The sequence below is a fragment of the Pseudomonas tructae genome (genome assembly GCF_004214895.1).
GTDB classification, from domain to species: Bacteria; Pseudomonadota; Gammaproteobacteria; order Pseudomonadales; family Pseudomonadaceae; genus Aquipseudomonas; species Aquipseudomonas tructae.
Genome location: NZ_CP035952.1, coordinates 1628396 through 1655148, shown reverse-complemented (window position 1 = coordinate 1655148; position 26753 = coordinate 1628396). Strand labels below are relative to the sequence as shown.

Sequence of the window (26753 nt, the reverse complement as noted above, 5' to 3'; positions counted from 1 at the left end):
AATAATCCAGACAAAGACAAAACATTATTGCCGTACAGGGATAATCAATGAGCAATCGCTGGGAAGGCATCGACGAATTCGTCGCCGTGGCCGAGGCAGGCCAGTTCACCGCTGCTGCCGAACGGTTAGGGGTCTCCTCGTCCCATGTCAGCCGGCAGATCGCCCGCCTGGAAGAGCGCCTGCAAACCCGCCTGCTGTACCGCAGCACCCGGCGGGTCACCCTGAGCGAAGCCGGGCAGACCTTCCTGCAACACTGCCAACGCCTGCAAGATGGCCGCGAAGAAGCCTTGCGCGCCATGGGTGACTTGACCGGCGAACCCAAGGGCCTGCTGCGCATGACCTGCGCCGTGGCCTATGGCGAGCGCTTCATCGTCCCGCTGGTGACACGCTTCATGGCGGCGTATCCACAATTGCGGGTGGATATCGAACTGAGCAACCGCACCCTGGACCTGCTGCATGAGGGCATGGACCTGGCGATTCGCCTGGGCCGCCTGCAAGACTCGCGGCTAGTGGCCACGCGCCTGGCGCCACGGCGCATGTACCTGTGTGCGTCACCGGCGTATCTGGAACGCTACGGCCGGCCCCATAGCCTTTCGGAGCTGGCGCGGCACAATTGCCTGATCGGCAGTTCTGACAGCTGGGCTTTGCAACAGGACGGGCGGGAAATCAACCAGCGGGTACAAGGCAACTGGCGCTGCAACAGCGGCCAGGCGGTGCTGGATGCGGCGTTGCAGGGAATGGGGCTGTGCCAGTTACCGGACTATTACGTGCGCGAACACCTGCAAGGTGGCGAGTTGGTGTCGCTGCTCGAGGCCCATCAGCCGCCAAACACAGCGGTGTGGGCCCTGTATCCGCAGCAGCGACACTTGTCACCGAAAGTGCGGCGGCTGGTTACCTATCTGAAGGAGGGGTTACTTGAGCACTACGCGCAGTGACCGCTAGAGGCGTTTGCCGATACTCATCTACCCTGCCGCCAGACTGAGTCACCGACATGCGAGGCGCGGAAAAGCTGCCCACACCTTCAGCTATGACCAAGGTGGCTTTGACGCCCGTTGCCCCTGAGCCCATACCCGCTAATATCGGCTCCTTTCGTAAGGACGTCGATGGCGGCACACTTTGCATGAAGGTCAATTGCCCTTGAGTGAAAGGTTTGAACTGCGGGCTACTGATGGGTCCGGCCGCTGTAAGGGTTTGCTGTTTTCCATCCAGTCCACGAACCGGAAATGCATGATGAGATCCATGCTTTGGGGATGGCCCCGTCACTTGCACCTGCGTCAACGTGCCCACACCTGCATTTGGCTGACGGGAAGCGGGGACCATGGTCGAGAGTGGCCGCTTGAAGGCCGAATCTGAAATCGCTCGCCCATGCTGCTGCCCTGCAACTGCTCTCAGGGCTGACGTAGGTATACCATCGATCTGACTGTTCGTTGGCCCGGCTGCAATAGCGCGTTTGTGAGCCTCCAATTGCGCTGCTTGCCTCGACAGGGTAGCCCGCTCATAACTCTGCATGTTGAACGCCGCTGCTTGTGCATTGTGCTGCAGCTGTTCAGCCTTGCGTCGTTCATCTGCCGCGACATTGGCGAGAAACTCCGAACTTGGTACCGCGGCATCTTGCGCTTTGCGCTGTCTACGCTGCTCTGTGGCCTCTTCTAACCCGTGCCCAAACCGAGCAAGACTTTGCGCACTTTCCCGGTCAAGGCGTGCATTGCGCATCTTTCGCTCATGCTCCCGCGTGACGGCCTCACGTATTGGGGAGATCACAACACCTACCTGCGGCTTGCGATCCTCAGCGGTACGGCTTTCGAGCCAGTCGAGACCTAACGATGCTGGATCTGTTATTGATGGAGCAAGTTTGATCTTGAAATCCGGTGATTTAATCGCTTCACGCAATTGCACTTTAAGGTTGTCGAACTTGATTCTGGCATCTGCGCCGGGCCCGTTGTTTCCTCTCATATTCAGGGCAAAGGCTACTCCAGTGTCCGTTTGCCGTCCCAACAGACGGCTCAGGCCGCCAGGCTTTTTGGTCATACCCAACAACGTGGCAATTCTTCCCTGCTCTCCAGGCAGGGCCCATGCGCAGCTGTTTACCAAGTTGATCATAGCCAACACCGCTTTTTCCTGAGCGGGGTGCTGATGCTGCCTGGCAATTGCTACTGCCAGCGTATCCGAAGTTTCAAACAGCGACTCGAGAGCCCCCCTGGCCATACCTGCCCTCTCGCCGACGGGGGCATTGGCAATTAAATGAGACATGCGTTGCAGGGCGAACGCCAGTGGCGCACTGGGTTCAGTACGCGAGCAGTAGGAGGGCTGTTTCAGACACGAACTTAACAGGCGACGCAAAAGCTTGGTTTGCGCCAATGCCCTGAACTGAACGTCTGGCTGCTGGGCGTCCAGACTCTGCAGCATCGCCATCAGCCCTTCCGGCTGCCCACTCCCGGCCTCGACGCCCGGCTTTAGTGACGAGCCTGGCGCCGCACTAACTATGTTCTTCGTAGTGTCAGGGCCGATCACCACTGATGCCTGTGGCGCGGTATCCGGAATCGATGCCAAACCCAGGCGGGCCTCTGCATCCTCGAGCACGGCTCTGTCTGCCGAGGACAGCGCTCGGACAAAATCATCCCTCAGCGCCTGGCCGCTAACGTTTAAACCGTCAGCCAAGGCATCCGTGAAGCAGAGCCCGCTAGGGGCAATATTCACGACACGGGTCTGGCCCCTGTCAAGGTATATGCCTGTTTCACTGCTTTTGAAGGAAAATGAACCTTCACTCCCCGGACTCAGGCGATTGTAATGATTGCGATTGCCGGTATTTTCACGGTCGGATGCATTCACAAACTCAAGAACAATAGGCGTTCGGCCATCCGGAATGCGCAGCAGCGTGTCTACGCAGATCATCTGCCCCAATGGATCGATGGGGTCGGACATTAACCGACCTTGCGCATCGGTGATCACCACGAAGCTCCCGCTGTCGTGAAACAGCGGGGCCAGCGAAATCAGAGAGGGCACAGCAGCAAAACGGTCGTCGCGCCAGGCTGAGGGGTCGTTGATGGTGTTCAGTAACCAGGTCACGTTGTTGCCTGGATTTGGAAGCCCGGGCATCAGGACTGCAGAGACGACTGATGACGGATGGCGGCTTTGTGTTTTTCCTGGTATGACGTTCGGCTTCTCATCAGAGTTGACTGTACTTGACCTTAAGGGTGGAATCTCGCCCCATTGATAGCCTTCATGCTTCCCTATACAGAAAAATTCATGCTCATTATTGTTCAACTGATCCATGGCCGTTAACAGCGTGCACTTTTCCAGTTTGCCACTGCTTAGCAGGCGCCCTGCATGCTGCAAGATGAGTTGCGGGACTGAAATAAATTCTGGCTTGGAAACGTCAACCGCTACTTCTACCAGCACCTTATTATCAGATAAAAAACCCTTCGCGTTGGTGGCCTCTGAACTAAACGACATAACTGCGCCATGACTACCGTGCCCAGCTGTATGTTGAAAGAGTTTTACAAGATAATCATCGAAGCTTTCCGCATCATCACCGGACGTATTTCTTAACACCCCTCGTTCATTGACATCATTTTCTGAAGAATGATGAGCGCGGTAGAGACTGCCGCCCTTGACCTTGTAATCGACCTGCCTCAGCTTTTCTTCCGAATCGAATATCACATCTTTTGTTCTGGCCCCGCCCATCGTCGACTCATCATCTGCCAATTCTGCCTGCACAGCCTGGAACTCAATAACATCACGATCATTAAAGAACGAGGTTAACGACACTGGCCTGGCTTCGGGCTCAGGCAGCAACCCGATTGTCCGCATCGAATGCGCTGCAGTACCTACCATTTTATCCATAACATCCCTCATCACCGGCCATCAGCCATGCGTCCGCAACTGCTCAGAGGGAGGTACGGGCAAGCACTAGTTTCAGCGTCCGAAAAGTAGCGACATTATCGTAAGGTATTGAGCGCAAGAAGGAGGAAGCCATTCCTACTTGAAAAGGGGTGTCGCCAGTGGCCCGTACAGGCCACTAGTGATTCTATGGGGCGGGCTTGCACTGCAATCAGCGTTTGGCCCAACGCTGGCGCAGCCACTCCAGATCTTCCGGGCGGGTGACCTTGATGTTGTCGCTGCGCCCTTCGATCAGCCGTGGCGCCTGCCCCGCCCATTCAATGGCCGAAGACTCGTCGGTAATCGCCACATCGGCCACCAGGCTGTCGGCCAGAGCCCGGTGCAGGGCGCCAAGGCGGAACATCTGCGGGGTGTAGGCTTGCCACACTGTGCTACGGTCAATGGTGGCGCTCACCCGGCCATTGGCATCGGCGCGCTTGAGGGTATCGCGCGCCGGTACCGCCAGCAGCCCGCCGACCGGATCATCGGCAAGCTCGGCCAGCAGGCGGTCAAGGTCACTGCGTGCCAGGTTCGGCCGGGCGGCGTCGTGCACCAGCACCCAGTCGTTGTCTGCCGCGCCCTGGGCGTGCAGCAGCAACAGGGCATTGAGCACGGAGCCTGCGCGCTCACGGCCACCTTCGGCGCGTTGAATGCGTGTATCGCTGGCGCAGCGCAAACCGGGCCAGTAAGGATCGTCAGCGGCAACGCTGACCACCACCCCTTTGACACAGGGGTGATCAAGAAAACAGTCGAGGCTATGCTCGAGAATGGTCTGCCCACCCAGTTGCAGGTACTGCTTGGGACGGTCGGCAGCCATGCGGGCACCGACGCCCGCGGCAGGAATCACGGCCCAGAAGGCCGGCAAGGTCTGGCTCATTGGGCAAGCTGGTAGAGGGTTTCACCCTCCTTGACCATACCCAGTTCGTGGCGAGCCCGTTCTTCAACGGTTTCCATACCTTTCTTCAACTCCAGCACTTCGGCGTCAAGCACGCGGTTACGCTCCAGCAGACGCTCGTTTTCAGCGTGCTGGTCAGCGATCTGTTGCTTGAGTTCGGTGACCTGGGCCAGGCTGCCGTTGCCCACCCACAGACGATACTGCAGGCCACCGAGCAGCAGGAGCAAGACGAGGAACAACCAATAAGGACTGCGCATCAGGGTATCCAGTGGAAAAGACCGCCACATCTGCAGGTCGCTGATGGCACGAAGCCTGGCCGAAGCCAGGCTTTGTGTTCAGACACCTGCGGCAGGGGCTTACGAACGATCAGTATGACCGCTCGGCGCCGCTTTGCTGCTGTCTTTTTACCATCTCTTGCTTAGCCGCGAAACTCGGCACGGCCACGGTACACAGCCTTGCTGCCCAGTTGCTCTTCGATACGCAGCAGCTGGTTGTACTTGGAGACGCGGTCGGAACGGCACAGCGAACCAGTCTTGATCTGGCCAGCAGCAGTACCCACGGCCAGGTCGGCAATGGTCGAGTCTTCGGTTTCGCCCGAACGGTGCGAGATTACCGCGGTGTAACCGGCAGCCTTGGCCATCTGGATGGCTTCCAGGGTTTCGGTCAGCGAGCCGATCTGGTTGAACTTGATCAGGATCGAGTTGCCGATGTTCTTGTCGATGCCTTCTTTGAGGATCTTGGTGTTGGTCACGAACAGGTCGTCACCGACCAGCTGCACCTTCTCGCCGATCTTGTCGGTCAGGATCTTCCAGCCAGCCCAGTCGGACTCGTCCAGGCCGTCTTCGATCGAGATGATCGGGAAACGCTCGGTCAGGCCTTTGAGGTACTCGGCAAAACCTTCAGCGTCGAAGGATTTGCCTTCGCCGGACAGGTTGTATTTACCGTCTTCGTAGAACTCGCTGGCGGCGCAGTCCAGAGCCAGGGTCACGTCGGTGCCCAGTTTGTAGCCTGCGTTGGCCACAGCTTCAGCGATGGCGCCCAGGGCGTCTTCGTTGGAAGCCAGGTTCGGCGCGAAGCCACCTTCGTCACCCACAGCAGTGTTCAGGCCACGGGCCTTCAGCACAGCCTTGAGGTGATGGAAAATCTCGGTGCCCATGCGCAGGCCATCGGAGAAGGTCTTGGCGCCAACCGGCTGGACCATGAACTCCTGGATGTCGACGTTGTTGTCGGCGTGCTCGCCGCCGTTGATGATGTTCATCATCGGAACCGGCATCGAGTACTGACCTGGGGTGCCGTTGAGGTTGGCGATGTGCGCGTACAGCGGCAGGTCCTGATCCTGGGCAGCAGCCTTGGCAGCAGCCAGAGACACGGCGAGAATGGCGTTGGCGCCCAGGGTAGCCTTGTTCTCGGTACCGTCCAGCTTGATCATGGCGAGGTCGAGGGCTTTCTGGTCAACCGGATCCTTGCCCAGCAGCAGGTCACGGATCGGGCCGTTGATGTTGGCAACTGCCTTCAGCACGCCCTTGCCCATGTAACGGCTCTTGTCGCCATCACGCAGCTCCAGCGCTTCGCGCGAGCCAGTGGAAGCACCGGACGGCGCGCAGGCGCTGCCGATGATGCCGTTGTCGAGCAGCACGTCCGCTTCTACGGTAGGGTTACCACGCGAATCGAGAACTTCACGACCTTTGATGTCGACGATTTTTGCCATTGTTGTAAGCACTCCAGAATTGACGAAAACAACGCAGCTGAGAAAAATCTTGCCGCTCGCCGGGCAATTTGAAACAGGCAGGCCCAGCGAAAGCAGACCCCTGACCCGAGGGTCAGAGGTTGAACGGGGGGTACTTTACCGGAGAATCGAGGATTACGCGGTTTCTACCGTCGGAAAACTCTTCACCAGATCATCAAGTTGCTTGAGCTGGGCCAGGAAAGGCTCCAGTTTGTCCAGGCGCAGGGCGCATGGACCGTCACACTTGGCGTTGTCCGGATCCGGATGCGCCTCGAGGAACAGGCCAGCCAGGCCCTGGCTCAGGCCCGCCTTGGCCAGGTCGGTGACCTGGGCACGGCGACCACCGGCGGAATCGGCGCGACCACCCGGCATCTGCAGGGAGTGGGTCACGTCGAAGAACACCGGGTACTCGAACTGCTTCATGATGCCGAAGCCGAGCATGTCCACGACCAGGTTGTTGTAACCGAAGCTCGAACCACGCTCGCAGAGGATCAACTGATCGTTACCGGCCTCTTCGCACTTGCTCAGGATGTGCTTCATCTCCTGGGGTGCGAGGAACTGCGCCTTCTTGATGTTGATCACCGCGCCGGTCTTGGCCATGGCAACCACCAGGTCGGTCTGGCGCGAGAGGAAGGCCGGCAACTGGATGATGTCGCAGACCTTGGCCACCGCAGCAGCTTGCTCGGGCTCATGCACGTCGGTGATGAGCGGCACGTTGAAGGTTTTCTTGATCTCTTCGAAGATCTTCATCCCCTCTTCCAGGCCTGGGCCACGGTAGGAGTTGATCGACGAACGGTTGGCCTTGTCGAAGCTGGCCTTGAACACGTAAGGGATACCGAGCTTTTCGGTAACCCGCACGTACTCTTCGCAGACCTTCATGGCCAGGTCACGGGATTCCAGCACGTTCATGCCGCCGAACAGGACGAACGGCTTGTCGTTGGCGATCTCGATGTTACCGACGCGAATGATCTTCTGGGTCATGAATCAGGCCTTGTTCTTTTGAGCCAGTGCCGCCTTGACGAAGCCGCTGAACAGCGGATGACCGTCACGCGGGGTCGAGGTGAACTCCGGGTGGAACTGGCAAGCGACGAACCATGGATGATCCTGGGACTCGACCACTTCGACCAGCGCGCCGTCGCCGGAACGACCGGAAACCTTCAGGCCGGCGTCGACCAGCTGAGGCAGCAGGTTGTTGTTCACTTCGTAACGGTGACGGTGACGCTCGACGATCACGTCCTTGGCGTAGCAATCGTGGACCTTGGAGCCGCTTGAAAGCTGGCACTCCTGGGCGCCCAGGCGCATGGTGCCGCCCAGGTCGGACGCTTCGGTACGGGTTTCGACCGCGCCGGTTGCGTCTTCCCACTCGGTGATCAGGCCGACGACCGGGTGGCCGCTGTTGCGATCGAACTCGGTGGAGTTGGCATCTTTCCAGCCCATGACGTTACGGGCGAATTCGATGACCGCCACCTGCATGCCCAGGCAGATGCCCAGGTACGGGACCTTGTTCTCGCGAGCGTACTGCACGGCAGTGATCTTGCCTTCGACGCCACGCAGGCCGAAACCGCCCGGGACCAGGATTGCATCGGCGCCTTCGAGCAGGCTGGTGCCCTGGTTCTCGATGTCTTCGGAGTCGATGTAGCGCAGGTTGACCTTGGTGCGGTTCTGGATGCCGGCATGGCTCATCGCTTCGATCAGCGACTTGTAGGCGTCCAGCAGCTCCATGTACTTGCCGACCATGGCGATGGTGACTTCGTGCTCGGGGTTGAGCTTGGCGTCGACGACCTTTTCCCACTCGGACAGGTCGGCACCGTTGCATTGCAGACCAAAACGCTCGACGACGAAGTCATCCAGGCCCTGGGCGTGCAATACGGCCGGGATCTTGTAGATGGTGTCGACGTCTTCCAGGGAGATCACCGCACGCTCTTCGACGTTGGTGAACAGAGCGATCTTGCGACGCGAGGAGACATCCACCGGATGGTCGGAGCGGCAGATCAGCACGTCAGGTTGCAGGCCGATGGATCGCAGCTCCTTGACCGAGTGCTGGGTCGGCTTGGTCTTGGTCTCGCCAGCGGTGGCGATGTACGGAACCAGGGTCAGGTGCATCAGCATGGCGCGCTTGGAGCCCACTTCGACGCGCAGCTGACGGATAGCTTCGAGGAACGGTTGCGACTCGATGTCACCCACGGTACCGCCGATTTCCACCAGGGCCACGTCGGCGTCGCCAGCACCCTTGATGATGCGGCGCTTGATCTCGTCGGTGATGTGCGGAATGACCTGGATGGTCGCGCCCAGGTAATCACCACGGCGCTCCTTGCGCAGCACGTGCTCGTAGATACGGCCGGTGGTGAAGTTGTTGTTCTGGGTCATGGTCGTGCGGATGAACCGCTCGTAGTGGCCCAGGTCCAGGTCGGTTTCGGCGCCGTCGTGGGTGACGAACACTTCACCGTGCTGGAACGGGCTCATGGTGCCCGGGTCGACGTTGATGTACGGGTCCAGCTTGAGCATGGTGACCTTGAGCCCCCGCGCCTCCAGGATGGCCGCCAATGAAGCCGAGGCAATGCCTTTCCCCAATGAAGAAACAACACCGCCCGTGACGAATATGTAGCGCGTCATGAAAAACCCTAGAAGTCTGCGTTAAAGCGGTCAGTGCCGCCGGGGAAAGCGAAGGAAGGCCGAAGCCCCCGATCACCTGCGTCAATCACAGTGCATCTTAAAAAACTGCCGCGTCTGGTCACACCGGGGCTTGGATACCCGGTTAGGAGCTCGCTAAACATTTTTAGAATCGCCCAGCAAAAAACTGCTTGGTAATCGGCAACTGCTGTGATTTCGGGGAAGCCACAGAAGCTGTATCAAGAAGGGAGCGTAGTCTACCCGAAAGTGCCTTTCATCTCAAACCTTGCTCGCTCGTCGGCGCATGCCAGTGCAATTGCCAGTCGCCCTGGCTCAAACCCGGCAGGTTGGCCACCGCCAGCAATTGCTCGCCGCAATACAGCAACGGCAGGCGCGCGCGGACAAACGGCGGCAGCTGTGACTCGTTGAGCAGGCGCTTCAGATCACGCTGGCCACGGCCGTTGATTGCCAGGGTTTCGCCACCCTGGCGGTAGGCAATATGCAAGCTCCCCTGCGGCAACGTGCCGCTGAGGCTGACGCTGCCGTTACGGCTCAATACCAGCGGTTTACCTGGTTCAACCCAAAGCTGCTGGCCGCTCGGAACGCTCAGCCAATCACCGGCCAGCCACCAGATTCGCTCACTGCTGCGATGCAGCTCACCGTCGGTCAGGCGCCACACTGGCCGTCCGTCGGATGCCGCGTCGCGCAGGGCGTCCCAGCCAGCCCAGTGACGGCTATCGGGCAAGCGTGTGCGCTGGGCCAGCCAATGCTGCAGGGCGTTGCGCTGACGAGCCGGGGATAGCTGACGCAGCACCTCCAGATCAAGCAAGTCCAGGCCAAGCCAGCCGAACGGTGCCGCAGTTGCGGCCCGGGCCAGATCCTCAAGGGCCAGCTCATCGAGCAGGCCCTGGGCCTCACTCAGGTGTTCCGCGCTGCGTGCCAGGTTTTGCGCCGTTTGCGGCCAACGCTGCAACAACACAGGGAAAACCTGGTGGCGCAGGTAATTGCGGGAGAACTGCGTGTCGTCATTGGATGGATCCTCGATCCAGGTCAACTGCTGTGCTTGAGCGTAGCGCCGCAGTTCATTGCGCGAAACGCCCAGCAACGGCCGCACCAGCATGCCCTGGCCTAACGGTCGCTGCGCAGGCATGGCGCTCAAGCCGCGCAGGCCGGCTCCGCGCAACAGGCGAAACAACAGGGTTTCGGCCTGGTCTTCGCGGTGCTGACCGGTCAGCAGGATTTCACCGGCCCCCATGACCTGGGCAAAGGCTGCGTAGCGCGCCTCACGGGCGCCCTGCTCGATGCTGGGGCCTGGGCTGACCTCAACCCGGATGATCTGCAGTTCGACGCCCAGACCGTCACACAAGCGCTGACAATGGTCCGGCCAGGCGTCAGCCGCAGCTTGCAAGCCGTGGTGGATGTGGATGGCGCGGATCGGAGGCAAGGTTTGCTGACGCGAAAGCGTTGCCAGCAGGTGCAGAAGAACAGTGGAGTCCAGGCCGCCAGAGAGGGCGATGGTCCAGGAGGGGGCGTTCAGGTAGGGGGCAAGCTTGGTGTGAAGATCAATCATCAGCGTCGACCCGTTTGATCGCGGGGCAAGCCCACTCCCACAGAGCTCTAGGCAAACTGTGGGAGCGGCGGTGCGACGACTCGACTTGACCCGCGATTGTCAGATCAGAGCCCGTAGCTCATCAGACGGTCGTAACGGCGCTTGAGCAGCGCGTCGTTGTCGAACTTCTTGAGCATGTCGAGTTGCTCGATCAGCTCGCCGCGAACGTTGCCGGCCATCTTCGCCGGATCACGGTGCGCGCCGCCCAGAGGTTCGGCAATGATCTTGTCAACGATGCCCAGGCCTTTCAGGCGCTCGGCGGTGATACCCATGGCTTCGGCAGCATCCGGGGCCTTTTCGGCGGTTTTCCACAGGATCGAGGCGCAACCTTCCGGCGAGATCACCGAGTAGGTCGAGTACTGCAGCATGTTCAACTGGTCGCACACACCGATGGCCAGTGCACCACCGGATCCGCCTTCACCGATAACAGTGGCGATGATCGGGGTTTTCAGGCGTGCCATGACCCGCAGGTTCCAGGCGATCGCTTCGCTCTGGTTGCGCTCCTCGGCGTCGATGCCAGGGTAGGCGCCCGGGGTGTCGATGAAGGTCAGGATCGGCATTTTGAAGCGCTCGGCCATTTCCATCAGGCGGCACGCCTTGCGGTAGCCTTCAGGGCGCGGCATGCCGAAGTTGCGGCGCACCTTTTCGCGCACTTCGCGGCCCTTCTGGTGACCGATGACCATCACCGGCTTGTCGTCCAGACGGGCGATACCACCAACGATGGCAGCGTCATCGGAAAAATGACGGTCGCCGTGCAGCTCGTCGAACTCGGTGAAGATGTGCTCGATGTAGTCCAGGGTGTACGGGCGACGCGGGTGACGCGCCAGGCGGGCGATCTGCCAGCTGGTCAGATTGCCGAAAATGCTCTCGGTCAGGGTGCTGCTCTTGTCTTGCAGACGGGCAATCTCATCGCCGATGTTCAGCGAGTTGTCATTGCCAACCAGGCGCAGCTCTTCGATCTTGGCTTGCAGGTCAGCAATCGGCTGTTCGAAATCCAGAAAATTCGGGTTCATAGGCATCCGTCTTGGGTCTACGGCCAGGCGGCCGGCCGGTTGATCCGTTTGGCGCCCTACCTTAAGGGATCAGGCGCATTCAGGTCGAGATTAAAAATTCATCGATATTGCAAAAAGACGTTCTCACGTCCGAACTGGTCACGCAGGGCCTGAATCAGGCCATCGGCAGGGTCGATACGCCAGCTTTCGCCGAACTGCAACATGGCCTTGGCATCGCTACCGGTGTATTCCATGGTGATCGGGCAGGCGCCGCGATGGCGCTTGAACAGCTCGCCCAGCCAATTCAGCCGATCGCCCTTGAGGGCGTCGCTGTGTACTTTCAGGCGCAGGCTTTCAGCCAGATTGGTGCGCGCATCTTCCATGCTCATCACCCGTTTGACCCGCAGGCGCAAGCCGCCAGAGAAGTCATCGTTGCTGACCTCGCCTTCCACCACCACCATAGCATCGGTCTGCAGCAGCGCCTGGTTGGCCATGAAGGCATCGGCGAACAGCGACGCCTCGATGCGCCCGGAACGGTCGTCGAGGGTGACGAAGCCCATCTTGTCGCCCTTCTTGTTCTTCATCACGCGCAGGGCGATGATCATCCCGGCAACGGTCTGAGTATCGCGCGCAGGCTTGAGATCGATGATGCGCTGACGGGCAAAACGGCGGATCTCGCCTTCGTACTCATCGATCGGGTGACCGGTCAGGTACAGCCCCAGGGTGTCCTTTTCACCGCGCAAGCGCTCTTTGAGCGTCAGCTCACGGGCCTTGCGATGATTGCCATAGACATCGGCATCCTCTTCGACAAACAGCCCGCCAAACAGGTCGGCGTGGCCGCTGTCGGCGGTGCGCGCGGTCTGTTCGGCAGCCTTGATCGCCTCTTCCATCGCCGCCAGCAGCACCGCGCGATTGCGGTCGATGTTGGCCTGGTAGGCCTTGAGCTCGTCGTGGAAGTGCGGGCCCAGGCGGTCCAGCGCGCCACTGCGGATCAGTGCGTCGAGGGTGCGCTTGTTGATACGTTTGAGATCGACCCGCTCGCAGAAGTCGAACAGATCCTTGAACGGACCGCCTGCCCGGGCTTCGACGATGGCCTCGACCGGCCCCTCGCCCACGCCCTTGATCGCACCCAGGCCATAGACGATGCGGCCATCGTTATTGACGGTGAACTTGAAGTCGGAAGTATTCACATCCGGCGCATCGAGGCGCAGCTTCATGCTGCGCACTTCCTCGATCAAGGTCACGACCTTGTCGGTGTTGTGCATATCCGCCGACAGTACCGCCGCCATGAACGGCGCCGGGTGGTGCGTCTTGAGCCAGGCGGTCTGGTAGGACACCAGGCCGTAAGCGGCGGAGTGAGATTTGTTGAAGCCGTAACCGGCGAACTTCTCTACCAGGTCGAAAATGTTACCGGCAAGGTCCGGATCGATATTGTTGCTGGCACAACCTTCGATGAAACCACCGCGTTGCTTGGCCATTTCCTCGGGTTTTTTCTTACCCATGGCCCGGCGCAGCATGTCCGCACCACCGAGGGTGTAGCCAGCCATGACCTGCGCGATCTGCATCACCTGTTCCTGGTACAGGATGATGCCGTAGGTCGGCGCCAGAACCGGCTTGAGGCCTTCGTACTGGTAGTCCGAATGCGGGTAGGCAAGTTCGGCGCGACCGTGCTTGCGGTTGATGAAGTCATCCACCATGCCCGATTGCAGCGGGCCGGGACGGAACAACGCCACCAGTGCGATCAGGTCTTCCAGGCAGTCAGGCTTGAGCTTCTTGATCAGCTCCTTCATGCCCCGCGATTCAAGCTGGAACACCGCCGTGGTTTCGGCTTTTTGCAGTAGTTCGTAGGTCTTCTTGTCATCCAGCGGGATGAAGTCGATATTCAGGTCGTCCAGGCCTTGCTTGGCCTGCTCGCGGTTGATGGTTTCCATCGCCCACTTGATGATGGTCAGGGTCCGCAGGCCGAGGAAGTCGAACTTCACCAGGCCCGCGGCCTCGACGTCATCCTTGTCGAACTGGGTGACCAGGCCGCCGCCCTCTTCATCACAGGCGATCGGCGAGAAGTCGGTGAGTTTGGTCGGGGCGATCACCACACCACCGGCATGTTTACCGGTACCGCGACAGACACCCTCGAGCTTGAGGGCCATGTCCCAGATTTCCTTGGCGTCCTCGTCGGTCTTGAGGAAATCGCGCAGGATCTCTTCCTGCTCGTAGGCTTTGTCCAGGGTCATGCCCACTTCGAAGGGGATCATCTTCGACAGGCGGTCGGCCAGGCCGTAGGATTTGCCCTGCACCCGCGCGACGTCACGCACCACCGCCTTGGCCGCCATGGTGCCAAAGGTGATGATCTGGCTCACCGCGTTGCGTCCGTAGGCGTCGGCCACGTATTCGATGACCCGGTCGCGGCCGTCCATGCAGAAGTCGACGTCGAAGTCGGGCATGGAGACCCGTTCCGGGTTGAGGAAGCGTTCGAACAGCAGGTCATAGGCCAGCGGATCGAGGTCGGTAATCTTCAGGACATAGGCAACCAGCGAGCCGGCACCCGAACCCCGGCCCGGGCCGACCGGCACACCATTGTTCTTGGCCCACTTGATGAAGTCCATAACGATCAGGAAGTAACCGGGGAAGCCCATCTGGATGATGATATCCAGCTCGAACTTCAGCCGGTCGAGGTAGACCTGACGCTTCTCTTCGTAATTTGGCGTGGTTTCTTTTGGCCACAGTACCGCCAGACGCTCTTCCAGGCCTTCGTGGGAGACATGGCGCAGGTAGTCATCGATGCCCATGCCGTTGGGCGTCGGGAAGTCCGGCAGGAAGTGCTTGCCCAATTGCACCTGGATGTTGCAACGCTTGGCGATTTCAACCGTGTTGGCAATCGCCTCGGGCAGGTCACTGAACAACTCGGCCATTTCTTCGGGGCTTTTCAGGTACTGCTGGTCACTGTAGTTGCGCGAACGCCGCGGGTCGTCCAGGGCCCGACCTTCACCGATGCACACGCGGGTTTCGTGGGCGTCGTAGTCGGACTGCTTGATAAAGCGCACATCGTTGGTGGCTACCAGCGGCGCGTCCAGCTTGTCGGCCAGGGCCACGGCGGCATGCAGGTATTCTTCGTCACCGGCGCGGTTGGTGCGCTGAACTTCGACATAGAAGCGCTGCGGGAACATCTGCATCCAGTCGCGCAGCAAGGCTTGGGCTTCATCCGGGTTGCCGTTGAGCAACGCCATGCCGATGTCGCCTTCCTTGGCCGCCGACAAGGCAATCAAGCCTTCGCTGGCCTCGGCAATCCACTGGCGCTCGATGATCACCAGGCCATTGCGCTGGCCATCGACCCAGCCACGGGAAATCAGTTCGGTCAGGTTGCGGTAGCCCTGGGCATCCATGGCCAGCAGGCAGATACGCGACAACGGCGCATCCGGATCGCTGTTGGCCAGCCACAGGTCGGCGCCGCAGATCGGCTTGATGCCGGCGCCCATGGCGTTCTTGTAGAACTTGACCAGCGAGCACATGTTGCTCTGGTCAGTAACCGCGACCGCCGGCATGTTCATCGCCGCCAATGCCTTGGCCAGCGGCTTGATCCGCACCAGGCCATCGACCAGCGAGAATTCGGTGTGCAGGCGAAGATGAACGAAAGTGGCCGACATGGTGATCCTATAGCAGCACAAAACAACAAGGCCCGGATTGTACCGGGCCTTGATCAAAACAACAGCCAGTGTGGGGCAGTCCTGACGTGTGACGCCCGCCTCGCCCGGTCAGACCTCGGCGAACCCGCCACTGAGCGCATCGCGGGCCTCGAAAGCGGCACGCACCGGTGCGAAGGAGCGCCGGTGAATCGGCGTCGGTCCCAGGCGCGCCAGGGCTTCGAGGTGCACCGGCGTCGGGTAGCCCTTGTGCCCACCAATGCCGTAGCCGGGGTAAATCAGCTCGAAGGCGGCCATTTCCCGGTCACGGGTAACCTTGGCCAGGATCGACGCTGCGGCAATCGCCGGCACCTGGCTATCACCCTTGACCACCGGCGCCGCTGGCACCGACAACTGCGGGCAGCGATTGCCGTCGATCAGCGCCAGTTTCGGCGTCACGCTCAGGCCTTCGACCGCACGCTGCATGGCCAGCATGGTGGCATGAAGGATGTTCAACTGGTCGATTTCCTCGACTTCGGCACGGGCAATGCAAAAACTCAGCGCTTTTTCACAAATTTCGTCAAAAAGCTTTTCACGCTTGGCTTCGGTGAGCTTTTTCGAATCGTTGAGCCCCAGAATCGGCCGTTGCGGGTCGAGAATCACTGCGGCGGTAACCACAGCGCCACACAGTGGGCCACGGCCCACTTCATCGACACCGGCGACCAGGTCCTCGACCAGGTTGAAGTCCAATCCCATTTGCATCTATCAGCTTTCCAGCAGGGTCAGCACCGCGTCAGCTGCCTGGTTCGAGGCATCGCGGCGCAAGGTACGGTGGATCTGGTCAAAACCTTCGGTCTGTTGCACACCACCGCGCACCAGTGGCGCCAGGGTCTGGGCCAGGGCCTCGGCGGTGGCTGCTTCCTGCAGCAACTCGGGCACCAGCATGCGCTGGGCCAGCAGGTTGGGCAGGGATACGTACGGGCTTTTAACCAGGCGTTTCAAAATCCAGTAGGTCAGCGGCGCCAAACGGTAGGCCACCACCATCGGCCGCTTGAACAGCAAGGCTTCAAGGGTCGCGGTTCCGGAGGCGATCAGCACCGCATCGCAGGCGGCCAGGGCCTGATGCGAGCGACCGTCGAGCAGGGTCACTGGCAAGTCGCGGCCCTGGAGCATCTGCTCAAGCTGGGCACGACGCTCGGCATTGGCGCAAGGGGAAACGAAACGCACCCCAGGCACCAGTTCGCGCAGACGCTGGGCGGTATCGAGAAATAGCGCACCCAGGCGGCCAACCTCACCGCCACGGCTGCCGGGCATCAGGGCAACCAACGGCCCCTCTGGCAGGCCCAGCTGTTCACGGGCAGCGGCACGGTCAGCGTCCAGCGGGATGCTGTCGGCCAGCGGATGACCGACAAAGCGCACCGGCACGCCCTTCTCTTCATAGAACCGGGCTTCGAACGGAAACAGCGTGAGCATCAGGTCGCAGCCTTCGCGAATCTTCAGCACGCGCTTCTGCCGCCAGGCCCATACCGACGGGCTGACGTAATGCACGGTCTTGATCCCGGCCTTGCGCAGGTTCAGTTCGATGTTGAGGGTGAAATCCGGCGCATCGATGCCGATGAACACGTCCGGGCGCTCGGCGATCAGGGTCTGGATCAGCTCCTTGCGGCGCTTGAGCAACTCGCGCAGGCGCCCTAGCACCTCCACCAGGCCCATCACCGCCAGACGCTCCATCGGGAAGTACGAGGTCAGGCCTTCTGCCTGCATCAACGGCCCACCCACGCCAATGAAACGCACCTGCGGATGACGCGCCTTGAGCGCGCGCATCAACCCGGCGCCGAGAATATCGCCGCTGGCCTCTCCCGCCACCAGCGCTACACAAAGCTCGGCCATATCAGCGGGTGATGCCGCGGGTGGAGTTCTGGATCGACTTGAGGAACACGTCGACTTCAGGGAACTGGCTAGCAGGCTCTGCCAGCTCGGCAATCGCCTGCTCGACAGTCAGGCCCTGGCGGTAGACCACCTTGTAGGCCCGGCGCAGGGCATGAATAGCGTCTTCGCTGAAACCACGACGGCGCATACCCTCGAAGTTCATGCTGCGCGCCTCGGCCGGGTTGCCGAACACGGTGACATAGGCCGGTACATCCTTGCCGATCGCCGTGCCCATGCCGGAAAAGCTGTGGGCGCCGATATGGCAGAACTGATGCACCAGGGTGAACCCGGAGAGGATCGCCCAGTCGTCCACGTGCACATGGCCCGCCAATGCGGTGTTGTTGACCAGGATGCAATGGTTGCCAATGACGCTGTCATGGCCGATGTGGGCATAGGCCATGATCAGGTTGTGATCGCCCAGGGTGGTTTCCGCGCGGTCCTGCACGGTGCCACGGTGGATGGTCACGCCCTCGCGGATCACGTTGTGATCGCCGATCACCAGGCGCGTGGCTTCACCCTTGTACTTGAGGTCAGGGGTGTCTTCGCCCACCGAGGAAAACTGGTAGATGCGATTGTGCCGACCGATGCGGGTCGGCCCCTTGAGAACCACGTGCGGACCAATGACGGTCCCCTCGCCGATCTCTACCCCGGCACCGATGATCGACCAAGGGCCTACCTCGACACCCTCGGCAAGCTTTGCCGAGGGGTCGATGATTGCCCGAGGGTCAATCAAACTCATAGTTTACGTTCCGCACAGATGATCTCGGCCGAGCATACCGGCTTGCCATCGACCGACGCCTGGCATGCGAACTTCCAGATCTGGCGCTTGCAGCTGATGAACTTGGCCTCGAGGATCAACTGGTCACCCGGCAGCACTGGCTGGCGGAAGCGCAGTTTGTCGGAACCGACGAAGTAGTACAGGGTACCGTCCGCAGGTTTCACGTCGAGCATCTTGAAGCCAAGGATACCGGCCGCCTGGGCCATGGCTTCGATGATCAGCACACCCGGCATGATCGGGTGCGCCGGGAAGTGACCATTGAAGAAAGGTTCGTTGATGCTGACATTCTTGTAGGCACGAATGCGCTGGGCCTCGACGTCCAGTTCCACTACCCGGTCCACCAACAGGAACGGGTAACGGTGAGGCAGGTATTCGCGAATCTCGTTGATGTCCATCATTTCGGGGGGAAGCCTGTAGTAAAGATAGGGAGCGCCGGTTTTCACACGGCGCTCCTTTAGCAAATCAAAGAGACAGTCTAGGGCTGCTCACGCTTGATCAGGAAATGGTATCAGCCTTCTGATGAAGCATTATCGCCGGAGGTCACGGCGGCGATACGCTTTTCCAGCTGTTGAAGGCGTTTTGACATCTCATCCAGCTGGCGAATTCGTGCAGCGCTTTTGCGCCACTCGCCCAGCGGTTGCATCGCCGTACCGGAAGAATAAGCGCCCGGCTCGGTAATCGAGCGGGTGACCATGGTCATGCCGGATACGAAAACGTTGTCGCAGACATCAATGTGCCCAACCATGCCGACACCGCCGGCAATGGTGCAGTGCTTGCCGATCTTGGTACTGCCGGAAATACCGACGCACGCCGCCATCGCCGTATGATCGCCGATCTGCACGTTATGGGCGATCTGAATCTGATTGTCGAGTTTTACCCCGTCACCAATACGGGTGTCGGCCAGGGCGCCGCGGTCAACCGCAGTATTGACCCCGATCTCGACATCGTCACCGATGCTCACGCCACCGATCTGGGCGATCTTTTGCCACACGCCCTTCTCATTGGCAAAGCCGAAGCCTTCGCCACCGATCACCGCGCCGGACTGGATCACCACCCGCTTGCCGATGCGCACGTCGTGGTACAGGGTTACCCGCGGGGCCAACCAGCCGCCCTCACCGATCACGCAACGTGCACCGATGAAGCACTGGGCACCAATGGTCACGCCCGGACCGATCTGCGCACCGCTCTCGATCACCGCGCAGGCACCAATACTGGCACTGGCATCCACCTGGGCATCGCTGGCTACCACGGCGCTGGGATGAACTCCCGCTACAGCCCTGGGCTTTGGATCGAACAGGTGGGAGATGCGCGCATAGGCGAGATACGGGTCGGGAACGATCAGCGCATTGCCGGCAAAGCCTTCGGCGTCGTCTGCCTTGAGCAGGATCGCTGCTGCGTGACTGTCACCCAGGTACTTGCGGTACTGTGGATTGGCGAGGAAGCTCAACTGCCCCGGCCCGGCTTCCTGAAGGGTCGCCAGGCCAGTGATCTCCAGCTCCTCGGGGCCACTGAGGGTGGCGCCGAGGAACTCGGCCAGCTGGCCGAGTTTCATGGTCACGGTCATGATCAACGGGACTGATTCATACGCTCGATGACCTGGCGGGTGATGTCGTACTGAGGTTTGACATCAATCACCGCGCCACGCTCGAGAACCAGGTCGAAACCGCCTTTCTTGATCACTTCTTCAACCGCGCCGTCGAGTTTTGGCTTCAGTTGCTTGAGCATTTCGCGATCGGCTACGGCCTTGGACTCGTTCAGTTCCTTGGACTGGAACTGGAAGTCACGGGCTTTCTGCTTGTATTCCAGCTCCAGGCGCTCGCGCTCAGGCTGGGCCATCTTGTCGCCACCGGCACGAATGCGGTCGGCGATGCCCTTGGCGCTGCTTTCCAGGTTCTTCAGCTTGGTCAGTTGCGGACCAAACTTCTTCTCGGCATCAACGGCGTACTTCTTCGCCGCGTCCGACTCCAGCAGGGCCATTTGATAGTTCAGCACCGCTACCTTCATTTCGGCGAAAGCCGGGGTTGCGATCAGGGTCGCAGCCAGTACTGCCAGTTGAGTCAACTTACGCACGATGCACTCCTACAGAATCCGTTGTCGTTAGCAAGGGGCAGACCTTAGAAGGTCTGACCCAGAGAGAATTGGAACACCTGGGTATCGGCTTCGTCCGGCTTCTTGATCGGCATCGCCAGGCTGAAGCTCAGCGGACCGAGTGCAGTAATCCAGGTTACGCCCAGGCCGACGGAGCTGGCCAGGCCCGACAGGCCGACCTTCTCGCAGTCCGGCTTGGAACCGCAGTTGGTGTCGAAAACGTTACCCACATCCCAGAAAACAGAGGTGCGCAGCGAGCGCTGGTCCTTGACGAACGGCAGCGGGAACAGCAGCTCTACACCACCCTGAACGAGGACGTTACCACCGAACGGCAGTGGATCCTGGTCCGGGTCGGCAATGGTGCCTTCGTTACCGGTCTTGTCAAAACCACGGCTCGGGGTACTACGCGGCCCCAGGCTGCTGTCCTTGAAACCACGTACCGAGTTGAAACCACCCGCATAGTAGTTCTCGTAGAACGGCAGGCCGGAAGTCGAACCGAAACCGTCACCATAGCCCAGCTCGGTGTGCAGGCGCAGGGTGTAGTCGTTGGTGATCGGCTTGAACAGCTGGCCACGGTAATCGAGTTTGAAGAACGACAGGTCGCTACCCGGAGTGGTGGCTTCCAGCACCAGGCTTTGCGAGTGACCACGGGTGGCCAGCACGCCCTTGTTCAGGGTCGACTCGGACCAGCCGGCCGACGCCTTGAAGTTCAGGTACTTGTCGCCTTCGTCTTTGACGAAGTCGAAGATCTCGTCGACGGTGTATTTACCGGTCTTGATCTCGTCCTGCTGTACGGTCAGGCCGAAGGTCAGGCGCGAGGTTTCGCTGATCGGGTAGCCGACGCTGACACCAGCACCCAGGCTATCGACCGCGTAGCTGGCCACATCGACGTCGAGGTCGTCGTAGTCGGTGGTGCGATAGAAGGCGTTGTAGCCCAGGCTGACGCCGTCGGCAGTCCAGTAGGGGTCCACGTAGCCGAAGTTGTAGCGGCTCTGGTATTCACTGCGGGTCAGGCCGATGGACACCTTGTTACCGGTACCCAGGAAGTTGTTCTGGCTGATCGAACCACCGAGGATCAGGCCGGCGCTCTGGGCGAAACCGACGCTGGCGGTAATCGAACCGGAGGCTTGCTCTTCAACGCTGTAGTTGACATCGACCTGGTCGTCGGTACCCGGTACGGCCGGGGTTTCGACGTTGACTTCCTTGAAGAAGCCCAGGCGCTCCAGACGGGTCTTGGACTGGTCGATCAGGTAGGTCGAAGCCCAGCCGCCTTCCATCTGGCGCATCTCGCGACGCAGCACTTCGTCTTCGGACTTGGTGTTGCCGCGGAAGTTGATGCGGTTGACGTAGGCACGCTTGCCCGGGTCGACCACGAAGGTGATATCGACGGTGTGATCGTCATCATGCGGCTGCGGCACGCCGTTGACGTTGGCGAAGGTGTAGCCTTCGTTACCCAGACGGCGGGTGATCAGCTCGGAGGTGGTGGTCATCACCTTGCGCGAGAACACCTGGCCCGGTTGCACCAGCAGCAGCGACTTGACCTGGTCTTCCGGCACCTTGAGGTCACCGGAGAGCTTGACGTCACGAACGGTGTACTTCTCGCCTTCGTTGACGTTGACGGTGATGTAGACGTGCTTCTTGTCCGGGGTGATCGACACCTGGGTGGAAGCGATGTCCATGTTGATGTAGCCGCGGTCCAGGTAGTAGGAACGCAGACGCTCCAGGTCACCGGAAAGTTTTTCGCGGGCGTACTTGTCATCGTTCTTGAAGAACGACAGCCAGTTGGTGGTCTTGAGTTCGAACAGGCCGATCAGGTCTTCATCAGGGAAGACGGTGTTGCCGACCACGTTGATATGCTGGATCGCGGCAACGGTGCCTTCGTTGATCTTGATCTTCAGGCCCACACGGTTGCGCGGCTGCGGCACCACTTCGGCGTCAACCTCGGCCGAGTAGCGGCCTTGGGCAACATACTGGCGTTGCAGCTCGTTACGCACACCTTCAAGGGTGGCACGCTGGAAGATTTCACCTTCGGACAGACCGGACTGTTTCAAGCCCTTCATCAGGTCTTCGGTGCTGATCGCCTTGTTGCCTTCGATCTCGATGCTCGACACCGAAGGACGCTCGACCACGGTAATGATCAGGACGTTGCCGTCCCGGCTCAGTTGGATGTCCTGGAAGAAACCGGTCTTGAACAGGGACCGGGTGGATTCCACCAGGCGCCGGTCATCGGCCTCATCGCCGACGTTCAATGGCAAGGCACCAAAAACGCTGCCCGCGGAAACCCGCTGCAGACCATTGACACGAATATCGGAGATGGTGAAGGACTCGGCGTGAACTTCAGCGATCATCAGTACGGCGAGAACCGCAGTTAGCAGCAGACGTTTCATGAAGTCCTTTCTTATTCCAACTGGCAATAAACGACCCGTCGCGGGACGCGACAGGTTCGCAATTGAGCGAAGCGTTACAGTCGACCCAAATCGTTGATCAGGGCAAGCAACATCACCCCGACTACCAAACTGATACCGATCTGGATCCCCCAACCTTGCACCCGATCCGAGAGCGGACGACCACGCGCCCACTCAATCAGGTAGAACAGCAAATGCCCCCCATCCAGTACAGGAATGGGCAGCAAGTTAAGAACCCCCAGGCTAATGCTCAGGTAGGCGAGGAAATTCAGGAAATCTCCAACGCCGGACTGGGCCGAAGCGCCCGCCACTTTAGCAATGGTTATCGGTCCGCTCAAGTTTTTTACCGAGAGCTCGCCGAACAGCATTTTCTTCAGCGATTCGAGGGTCAGGACACTCATGTTCCAGGTCCGTGAAAGCCCCTCCCCTACAGCCTCCAGCGGCCCGTAACTGACCTCGCGCAGCATGGCATCCGGCCACTTCACTGCCTTGACCCCGGCCCCCAGATAGCCCTTGGCCGAAGCACCTTCACCGCGACTGGCCAGAATGACCGGCAGTTGCAGTGGCGCACCGTCACGCTCGATGCCCAGGACGATCTTGCTGCCTGCACGACCACGCACGGTATCGACCACTTGCTGCCAGTCGCTCAACGCCTGACCATCCAGGGTCAGCAGGCGGTCGCCGGTCTTAAGCCCTGCCGCCTGGGCCGGGCCTTTCGGATCAAGTTCGGCCAGCACTGGCGGCAACGCCGGACGCCAAAGGCGCAAGCCCAGCGAACGGATCGGATCCGGCTCGTCGGCACCCTTGAGCCAGTTGTTCAGGGTCAGCACATGAGGGCTGTCGACCGTCGCGCCCTCGTCACGCACACTGATGTGCAACTGGCCACTCTCGCCCAGGCGGCGGATGAGCTGCAGATTGACCGCTGCCCAGCCGCTGGTTGGCTTGCCATCAATCGAAACAATTTCCTGACCGGCTTTGAGCCCGGCCACTTCGGCAATACTGCCGGCCTCGACCCCACCGATGACCGGGCGCTCTTGCTGGGTACCGACCATGGCCAGGATCCAGAAGAAGAAAATAGCCAGGAGAAAGTTGGCAACCGGCCCCGCCGCAACGATCGCAATACGCTGACGCACACTCTTGCGGTTGAAGGATTGCTCAGCCTGATCGCGAGGCACTTCACCTTCACGCTCGTCGAGCATCTTCACATAGCCGCCCAACGGGATGGCCGCGACCACGAACTCGGTGCCATGGCGGTCATGCCAGCGCAGCAACGCCGGGCCAAAGCCTACGGAAAAACGCAAAACCTTGACGCCGCAACGCCTGGCCACCCAGAAGTGGCCGAATTCGTGAAAGGTGACCAGCACACCCAATGCCACCAGGGTGCCGATAATCATGTAGAGCGCACTCATGTCTTTCTCCGAATGACGTTCAGCGGCACCGCGCCCGACGCACTAAAGCGCCAGACCTCAGCGGCCGTGATGAGCCAACCATTGTCCGGCCAGTTGCCGCGCGCGCTGATCGGCGACAAACACCGCTTCGAGCGACTCGACTGCAACCACCGGCTCCTGATCGAGCACTTGTTCGATCATACTCGCGATCTCCGGGAAGCGGATGCGCCGCTGGAGAAAAGCCTCCACCGCCACTTCATTGGCCGCGTTGAGCATGGCCGGCGCGCTGTTGCCCGCCTCTGCGGCCTCACGGGCCAGGCGCAGGCAAGGGAAACGCTGCTCGTCCGGCGCCTTGAAGTCCAGGCGCGCAACCGCGAACAGGTCCAGTGGCGCCACACCCGAATCGATACGTTCCGGCCAGGCCAGGGCGCTGGCGATCGGTGTACGCATATCCGGGTTGCCCAACTGGGCCAGCACCGAACCGTCAACATAGTCGACCAGCGAGTGAATCACGCTTTGCGGGTGCACCACCACCTCGACCTGGCTGGGTCGTGCATCGAACAGCCAGCACGCCTCGATCAGTTCCAGGCCCTTGTTCATCATGCTGGCCGAGTCAACCGAGATCTTGCGCCCCATGGACCAGTTCGGATGGGCGCAAGCCTGCTCCGGACTGACATCCATGAGCTCGGCCATCGGCGTTTCGCGAAACGGCCCGCCCGAGGCAGTCAACAGGATGCGGCGTACCCCAACCTGGGCCAGGCCGCGAGCATAATCACCCGGCAGGCACTGGAAGATCGCATTGTGCTCGCTGTCGATCGGCAGCAGCACCGCGCCACTGCGCCGCACCGCCTGCATGAACAAGGCGCCGGACATCACCAGTGCTTCCTTGTTGGCGAGCAACACCTTCTTGCCCGCCTCGACCGCCGCCAGGGTTGGCCGCAGGCCGGCGGCGCCGACGATCGCGGCCATGACCGCATCGACCTCGGCAGCAGCGGCCACCTGGCACAGGCCTGCTTCACCGACCAGCACCTCAGTGGCCGAACCCGCAGCCGCCAGGCCTTCGCGTAACTGCTGCGCAGCCTCGGCCGAAGGCACCACGGCAAACACCGGAGCATGACGCAAGCACAACGCCAGCAGCTCTTGCAGGCGGGAGTAGCCACTCAGGGCGAACACCTGGTAGCGATCCGGATGACGGGCAATCACATCAAGGGTGCTCAGACCGATCGAGCCGGTCGCACCCAGTACGGTAATACGCTGCACCCCGCTCACATCACGCCCCAATTGGCTGCCCAGAGCAGCACCGCAAATACCGGGATCGCGGCGGTCAGGCTGTCGATGCGATCCAGTACGCCACCGTGACCAGGCAGCAGGTTGCTGCTGTCCTTGATCCCCGAGCGACGCTTGAACATGCTTTCGGTCAGGTCACCGACCACCGAGACCAGCACCACGACGGCGGCGCCGAACAGGCCAAGCATCAACTCGCCAACGCTCCAGCCGCGGTACAGACCCACTGCCGCAGTGATCACCAGGCTCAGGGCGAGGCCGCCATAGACGCCCTCCCAGCTCTTGCCCGGACTGACCTGCGGGGCCAGCTTGCGCTTGCCGAAGGCGCGGCCGGAGAAGTACGCACCGATGTCCGCCCCCCAGACCAACACCATCACCGCCATGATCAGCCAGTTGCCCAGCGGCCATTGTTTGAGCAGCACCAGGCCTTGCCAGGCTGGCAGCAGGATCAGCAGACCGATCAGCAGGCGACAGGCAGCACTGGCCCACAGCTCGCTGCTGCGCGGGTAGGTCAGCACCAACCAGGTTGCCAGCCCCCACCACAGTACCGAAGCCCCCAGCACCCAGGGCGCCAGCTCCTGCATCAGATAGAGCAGCATCAGCAACCCTGCGACCACCGCAGCGTAGGCGACCCGCAGGGTTTGCGCGACCAGACCGGCCAGGCGTGCCCACTCCCAGGCCCCCAGGGTCACCACCACTCCGATGAACAGAGCGAAATCAACACCGTTCAACAGGAAGAAGCCACCCAAGGCGATCGGTAACAGGATCAGCGCAGTAATAATGCGTTGTTTAAGCATTAAGCACGGGCTCCAGCTTCAACCTGCTCGCTGGTTTTCCCGAAGCGGCGCTGGCGCGAAGCGAAATCGGCCAGCGCGGTACGCATGGCCTCGTGTTTGAAGTCCGGCCAGAACAGGTCGGAAAAGTACAACTCGGCGTAAGCCAGTTGCCACAGCAGGAAATTGCTGATGCGGCGCTCTCCGCCGGTACGAATGCACAGGTCGGGCAGCGGCAGGTCACCCGTGGCCAGGCAGGTCTGCAGCAGCTCGGGGGTGATGTCCTCCGGACGCAGGTGACCGGCCTGGACTTCACGCGCCAGGCGCTGGGCGGCCTGGGCGATATCCCACTGACCGCCATAGTTGGCAGCGATCTGCAGAATGAAGCGGTTAGCGCCTGCGGTAAGCGCTTCGGCCTCGCGCATGGCAGCCTGCAGCTCAGGGTGGAAGCGTGAGCGATCACCGATGATACGCAGGCTGATGTTGTTGTCATTGAGGCGCTTGGCTTCCCGGCGCAAGGCCGAGAAGAACAGCTCCATCAACGCCCCGACCTCTTCGGCCGGGCGCTGCCAGTTTTCACTGGAGAAGGCGAACAGGGTCAGCACCTCGACCTTGGCCTCGGCGCACACCTCGATGACCGCGCGCACCGCATCCACACCGGCCTTGTGCCCGGCTACACCGGGCAACAGACGCTTCTTCGCCCAGCGATTATTCCCATCCATGATGATCGCGACATGGCGCGGCACCGTCGGGGACACACCTTGCTTGGTCTTTTCCATT

At 60.7% G+C, this 26753-nt stretch carries 21 protein-coding genes; 1 reads left to right on the top strand and 20 read right to left on the bottom strand.

Annotation, left to right across the window (positions count from 1 at the left end; genetic code table 11):
• Nucleotides 1-47: 47 nt before the first annotated feature.
• On the top strand, nt 48-935 hold the full coding sequence (locus EXN22_RS07530; protein ID WP_130263474.1) for a LysR substrate-binding domain-containing protein: 888 nt from the start codon (nt 48-50) through the stop codon (nt 933-935).
• Here EXN22_RS07530 and EXN22_RS07525 read toward each other — a convergent pair.
• The 20 genes from EXN22_RS07525 to uppS form a co-directional block, all read right to left on the bottom strand.
• Nucleotides 892-3843: a hypothetical protein gene (locus EXN22_RS07525; RefSeq protein ID WP_130263473.1), complete on the bottom strand. Its 2952-nt coding sequence runs from the start codon at nt 3841-3843 to the stop codon at nt 892-894. The genes EXN22_RS07530 and EXN22_RS07525 overlap by 44 nt on opposite strands.
• Nucleotides 3844-4051: 208 nt before the next feature.
• Nucleotides 4052-4756, bottom strand: a complete 705-nt coding sequence (ispD, locus tag EXN22_RS07520; protein ID WP_130263472.1) for a 2-C-methyl-D-erythritol 4-phosphate cytidylyltransferase — start codon at nt 4754-4756, stop codon at nt 4052-4054.
• Nucleotides 4753-5031, bottom strand: a complete 279-nt coding sequence (gene ftsB / locus EXN22_RS07515) for a cell division protein FtsB (protein ID WP_038996723.1) — start codon at nt 5029-5031, stop codon at nt 4753-4755. Before ftsB ends, ispD begins: the two co-directional genes overlap by 4 nt.
• A gap of 161 nt (nt 5032-5192) precedes the next feature.
• A complete protein-coding gene (gene eno / locus EXN22_RS07510; RefSeq protein ID WP_130263471.1) occupies nt 5193-6482 on the bottom strand; it encodes a phosphopyruvate hydratase in 1290 nt (429 codons plus the stop codon).
• A gap of 153 nt (nt 6483-6635) precedes the next feature.
• Complete coding sequence (kdsA, locus tag EXN22_RS07505) at nt 6636-7481, bottom strand: 3-deoxy-8-phosphooctulonate synthase (protein WP_130263470.1); 846 nt, start codon at nt 7479-7481, stop codon at nt 6636-6638.
• Nucleotides 7482-7484: 3 nt separating this feature from the next.
• Nucleotides 7485-9113, bottom strand: coding sequence for a CTP synthase (locus EXN22_RS07500; protein ID WP_130263469.1), 1629 nt, complete (start codon nt 9111-9113; stop codon nt 7485-7487).
• A gap of 271 nt (nt 9114-9384) precedes the next feature.
• Nucleotides 9385-10680 carry a tRNA lysidine(34) synthetase TilS gene (gene tilS, locus EXN22_RS07495; protein WP_130263468.1) on the bottom strand — a complete coding sequence of 432 codons (1296 nt, stop codon included), beginning with the start codon at nt 10678-10680 and terminating at the stop codon, nt 9385-9387.
• 104 nt (nt 10681-10784) lie between these two features.
• On the bottom strand, nt 10785-11732 hold the full coding sequence (locus EXN22_RS07490; protein ID WP_130263467.1) for an acetyl-CoA carboxylase carboxyltransferase subunit alpha: 948 nt from the start codon (nt 11730-11732) through the stop codon (nt 10785-10787).
• A gap of 98 nt (nt 11733-11830) precedes the next feature.
• Complete coding sequence (dnaE, locus tag EXN22_RS07485) at nt 11831-15352, bottom strand: DNA polymerase III subunit alpha (RefSeq protein ID WP_130263466.1); 3522 nt, start codon at nt 15350-15352, stop codon at nt 11831-11833.
• 108 nt (nt 15353-15460) lie between these two features.
• Entirely contained in the window at nt 15461-16090 is a 630-nt protein-coding gene (rnhB, locus tag EXN22_RS07480) for a ribonuclease HII (RefSeq protein ID WP_130263465.1), read from the bottom strand.
• Nucleotides 16091-16093: 3 nt separating this feature from the next.
• Nucleotides 16094-17218 (bottom strand): lipid-A-disaccharide synthase, encoded by a 1125-nt coding sequence (gene lpxB / locus EXN22_RS07475; RefSeq protein WP_130263464.1) that lies wholly within the window; start codon nt 17216-17218, stop codon nt 16094-16096.
• A 1-nt stretch (nt 17219) separates the two neighbouring features.
• The gene (lpxA, locus tag EXN22_RS07470) at nt 17220-17996 is read right to left on the bottom strand and encodes an acyl-ACP--UDP-N-acetylglucosamine O-acyltransferase (RefSeq protein ID WP_130263463.1); all 777 of its coding nucleotides are present in this window, start codon (nt 17994-17996) and stop codon (nt 17220-17222) included.
• Nucleotides 17993-18433 carry a 3-hydroxyacyl-ACP dehydratase FabZ gene (fabZ, locus tag EXN22_RS07465; protein WP_130263462.1) on the bottom strand — a complete coding sequence of 147 codons (441 nt, stop codon included), beginning with the start codon at nt 18431-18433 and terminating at the stop codon, nt 17993-17995. Before fabZ ends, lpxA begins: the two co-directional genes overlap by 4 nt.
• Before the next feature lie 110 nt (nt 18434-18543).
• Nucleotides 18544-19599 carry a UDP-3-O-(3-hydroxymyristoyl)glucosamine N-acyltransferase gene (gene lpxD / locus EXN22_RS07460; RefSeq protein WP_130263461.1) on the bottom strand — a complete coding sequence of 352 codons (1056 nt, stop codon included), beginning with the start codon at nt 19597-19599 and terminating at the stop codon, nt 18544-18546.
• A 2-nt stretch (nt 19600-19601) separates the two neighbouring features.
• Entirely contained in the window at nt 19602-20105 is a 504-nt protein-coding gene (locus EXN22_RS07455; RefSeq protein WP_038996736.1) for an OmpH family outer membrane protein, read from the bottom strand.
• Nucleotides 20106-20149: 44 nt separating this feature from the next.
• A complete protein-coding gene (bamA, locus tag EXN22_RS07450; RefSeq protein ID WP_130263460.1) occupies nt 20150-22510 on the bottom strand; it encodes an outer membrane protein assembly factor BamA in 2361 nt (786 codons plus the stop codon).
• A 74-nt stretch (nt 22511-22584) separates the two neighbouring features.
• Nucleotides 22585-23937 (bottom strand): RIP metalloprotease RseP, encoded by a 1353-nt coding sequence (rseP, locus tag EXN22_RS07445; RefSeq protein ID WP_130263459.1) that lies wholly within the window; start codon nt 23935-23937, stop codon nt 22585-22587.
• Nucleotides 23938-23994: 57 nt separating this feature from the next.
• Entirely contained in the window at nt 23995-25185 is a 1191-nt protein-coding gene (gene ispC, locus EXN22_RS07440) for a 1-deoxy-D-xylulose-5-phosphate reductoisomerase (RefSeq protein WP_130263458.1), read from the bottom strand.
• Nucleotides 25182-25997 (bottom strand): phosphatidate cytidylyltransferase, encoded by an 816-nt coding sequence (locus EXN22_RS07435; RefSeq protein WP_130263457.1) that lies wholly within the window; start codon nt 25995-25997, stop codon nt 25182-25184. The genes ispC and EXN22_RS07435 overlap by 4 nt, the downstream gene beginning before the upstream one ends.
• Nucleotides 25997-26752, bottom strand: coding sequence for a polyprenyl diphosphate synthase (gene uppS / locus EXN22_RS07430; RefSeq protein ID WP_130263456.1), 756 nt, complete (start codon nt 26750-26752; stop codon nt 25997-25999). Before uppS ends, EXN22_RS07435 begins: the two co-directional genes overlap by 1 nt.
• Nucleotide 26753 lies beyond the last annotated feature (1 nt).

Excerpts from the sequence above, each read along its gene's own strand:
- dnaE (WP_130263466.1), bottom strand. The coding sequence starts at position 15,352 with ATGTCGGCCACTTTCGTTCATCTTCGCCTGCACACCGAATTCTCGCTG.
- uppS (WP_130263456.1), bottom strand. The coding sequence starts at position 26,752 with ATGGAAAAGACCAAGCAAGGTGTGTCCCCGACGGTGCCGCGCCATGTC.
- lpxB (WP_130263464.1), bottom strand. The coding sequence starts at position 17,218 with ATGGCCGAGCTTTGTGTAGCGCTGGTGGCGGGAGAGGCCAGCGGCGAT.
- lpxD (WP_130263461.1), bottom strand. The coding sequence starts at position 19,599 with ATGACCGTGACCATGAAACTCGGCCAGCTGGCCGAGTTCCTCGGCGCC.
- EXN22_RS07490 (WP_130263467.1), bottom strand. The coding sequence starts at position 11,732 with ATGAACCCGAATTTTCTGGATTTCGAACAGCCGATTGCTGACCTGCAA.
- fabZ (WP_130263462.1), bottom strand. The coding sequence starts at position 18,433 with ATGATGGACATCAACGAGATTCGCGAATACCTGCCTCACCGTTACCCG.
- EXN22_RS07530 (WP_130263474.1), top strand. The coding sequence starts at position 48 with ATGAGCAATCGCTGGGAAGGCATCGACGAATTCGTCGCCGTGGCCGAG.
- EXN22_RS07435 (WP_130263457.1), bottom strand. The coding sequence starts at position 25,997 with ATGCTTAAACAACGCATTATTACTGCGCTGATCCTGTTACCGATCGCC.
- kdsA (WP_130263470.1), bottom strand. The coding sequence starts at position 7,481 with ATGACCCAGAAGATCATTCGCGTCGGTAACATCGAGATCGCCAACGAC.
- ftsB (WP_038996723.1), bottom strand. The coding sequence starts at position 5,031 with ATGCGCAGTCCTTATTGGTTGTTCCTCGTCTTGCTCCTGCTGCTCGGT.
- tilS (WP_130263468.1), bottom strand. The coding sequence starts at position 10,680 with ATGATTGATCTTCACACCAAGCTTGCCCCCTACCTGAACGCCCCCTCC.
- rnhB (WP_130263465.1), bottom strand. The coding sequence starts at position 16,090 with ATGCAAATGGGATTGGACTTCAACCTGGTCGAGGACCTGGTCGCCGGT.
- ispD (WP_130263472.1), bottom strand. The coding sequence starts at position 4,756 with ATGAGCCAGACCTTGCCGGCCTTCTGGGCCGTGATTCCTGCCGCGGGC.
- EXN22_RS07525 (WP_130263473.1), bottom strand. The coding sequence starts at position 3,843 with ATGGATAAAATGGTAGGTACTGCAGCGCATTCGATGCGGACAATCGGG.
- bamA (WP_130263460.1), bottom strand. The coding sequence starts at position 22,510 with ATGAAACGTCTGCTGCTAACTGCGGTTCTCGCCGTACTGATGATCGCT.
- lpxA (WP_130263463.1), bottom strand. The coding sequence starts at position 17,996 with ATGAGTTTGATTGACCCTCGGGCAATCATCGACCCCTCGGCAAAGCTT.
- eno (WP_130263471.1), bottom strand. The coding sequence starts at position 6,482 with ATGGCAAAAATCGTCGACATCAAAGGTCGTGAAGTTCTCGATTCGCGT.
- rseP (WP_130263459.1), bottom strand. The coding sequence starts at position 23,937 with ATGAGTGCGCTCTACATGATTATCGGCACCCTGGTGGCATTGGGTGTG.
- EXN22_RS07500 (WP_130263469.1), bottom strand. The coding sequence starts at position 9,113 with ATGACGCGCTACATATTCGTCACGGGCGGTGTTGTTTCTTCATTGGGG.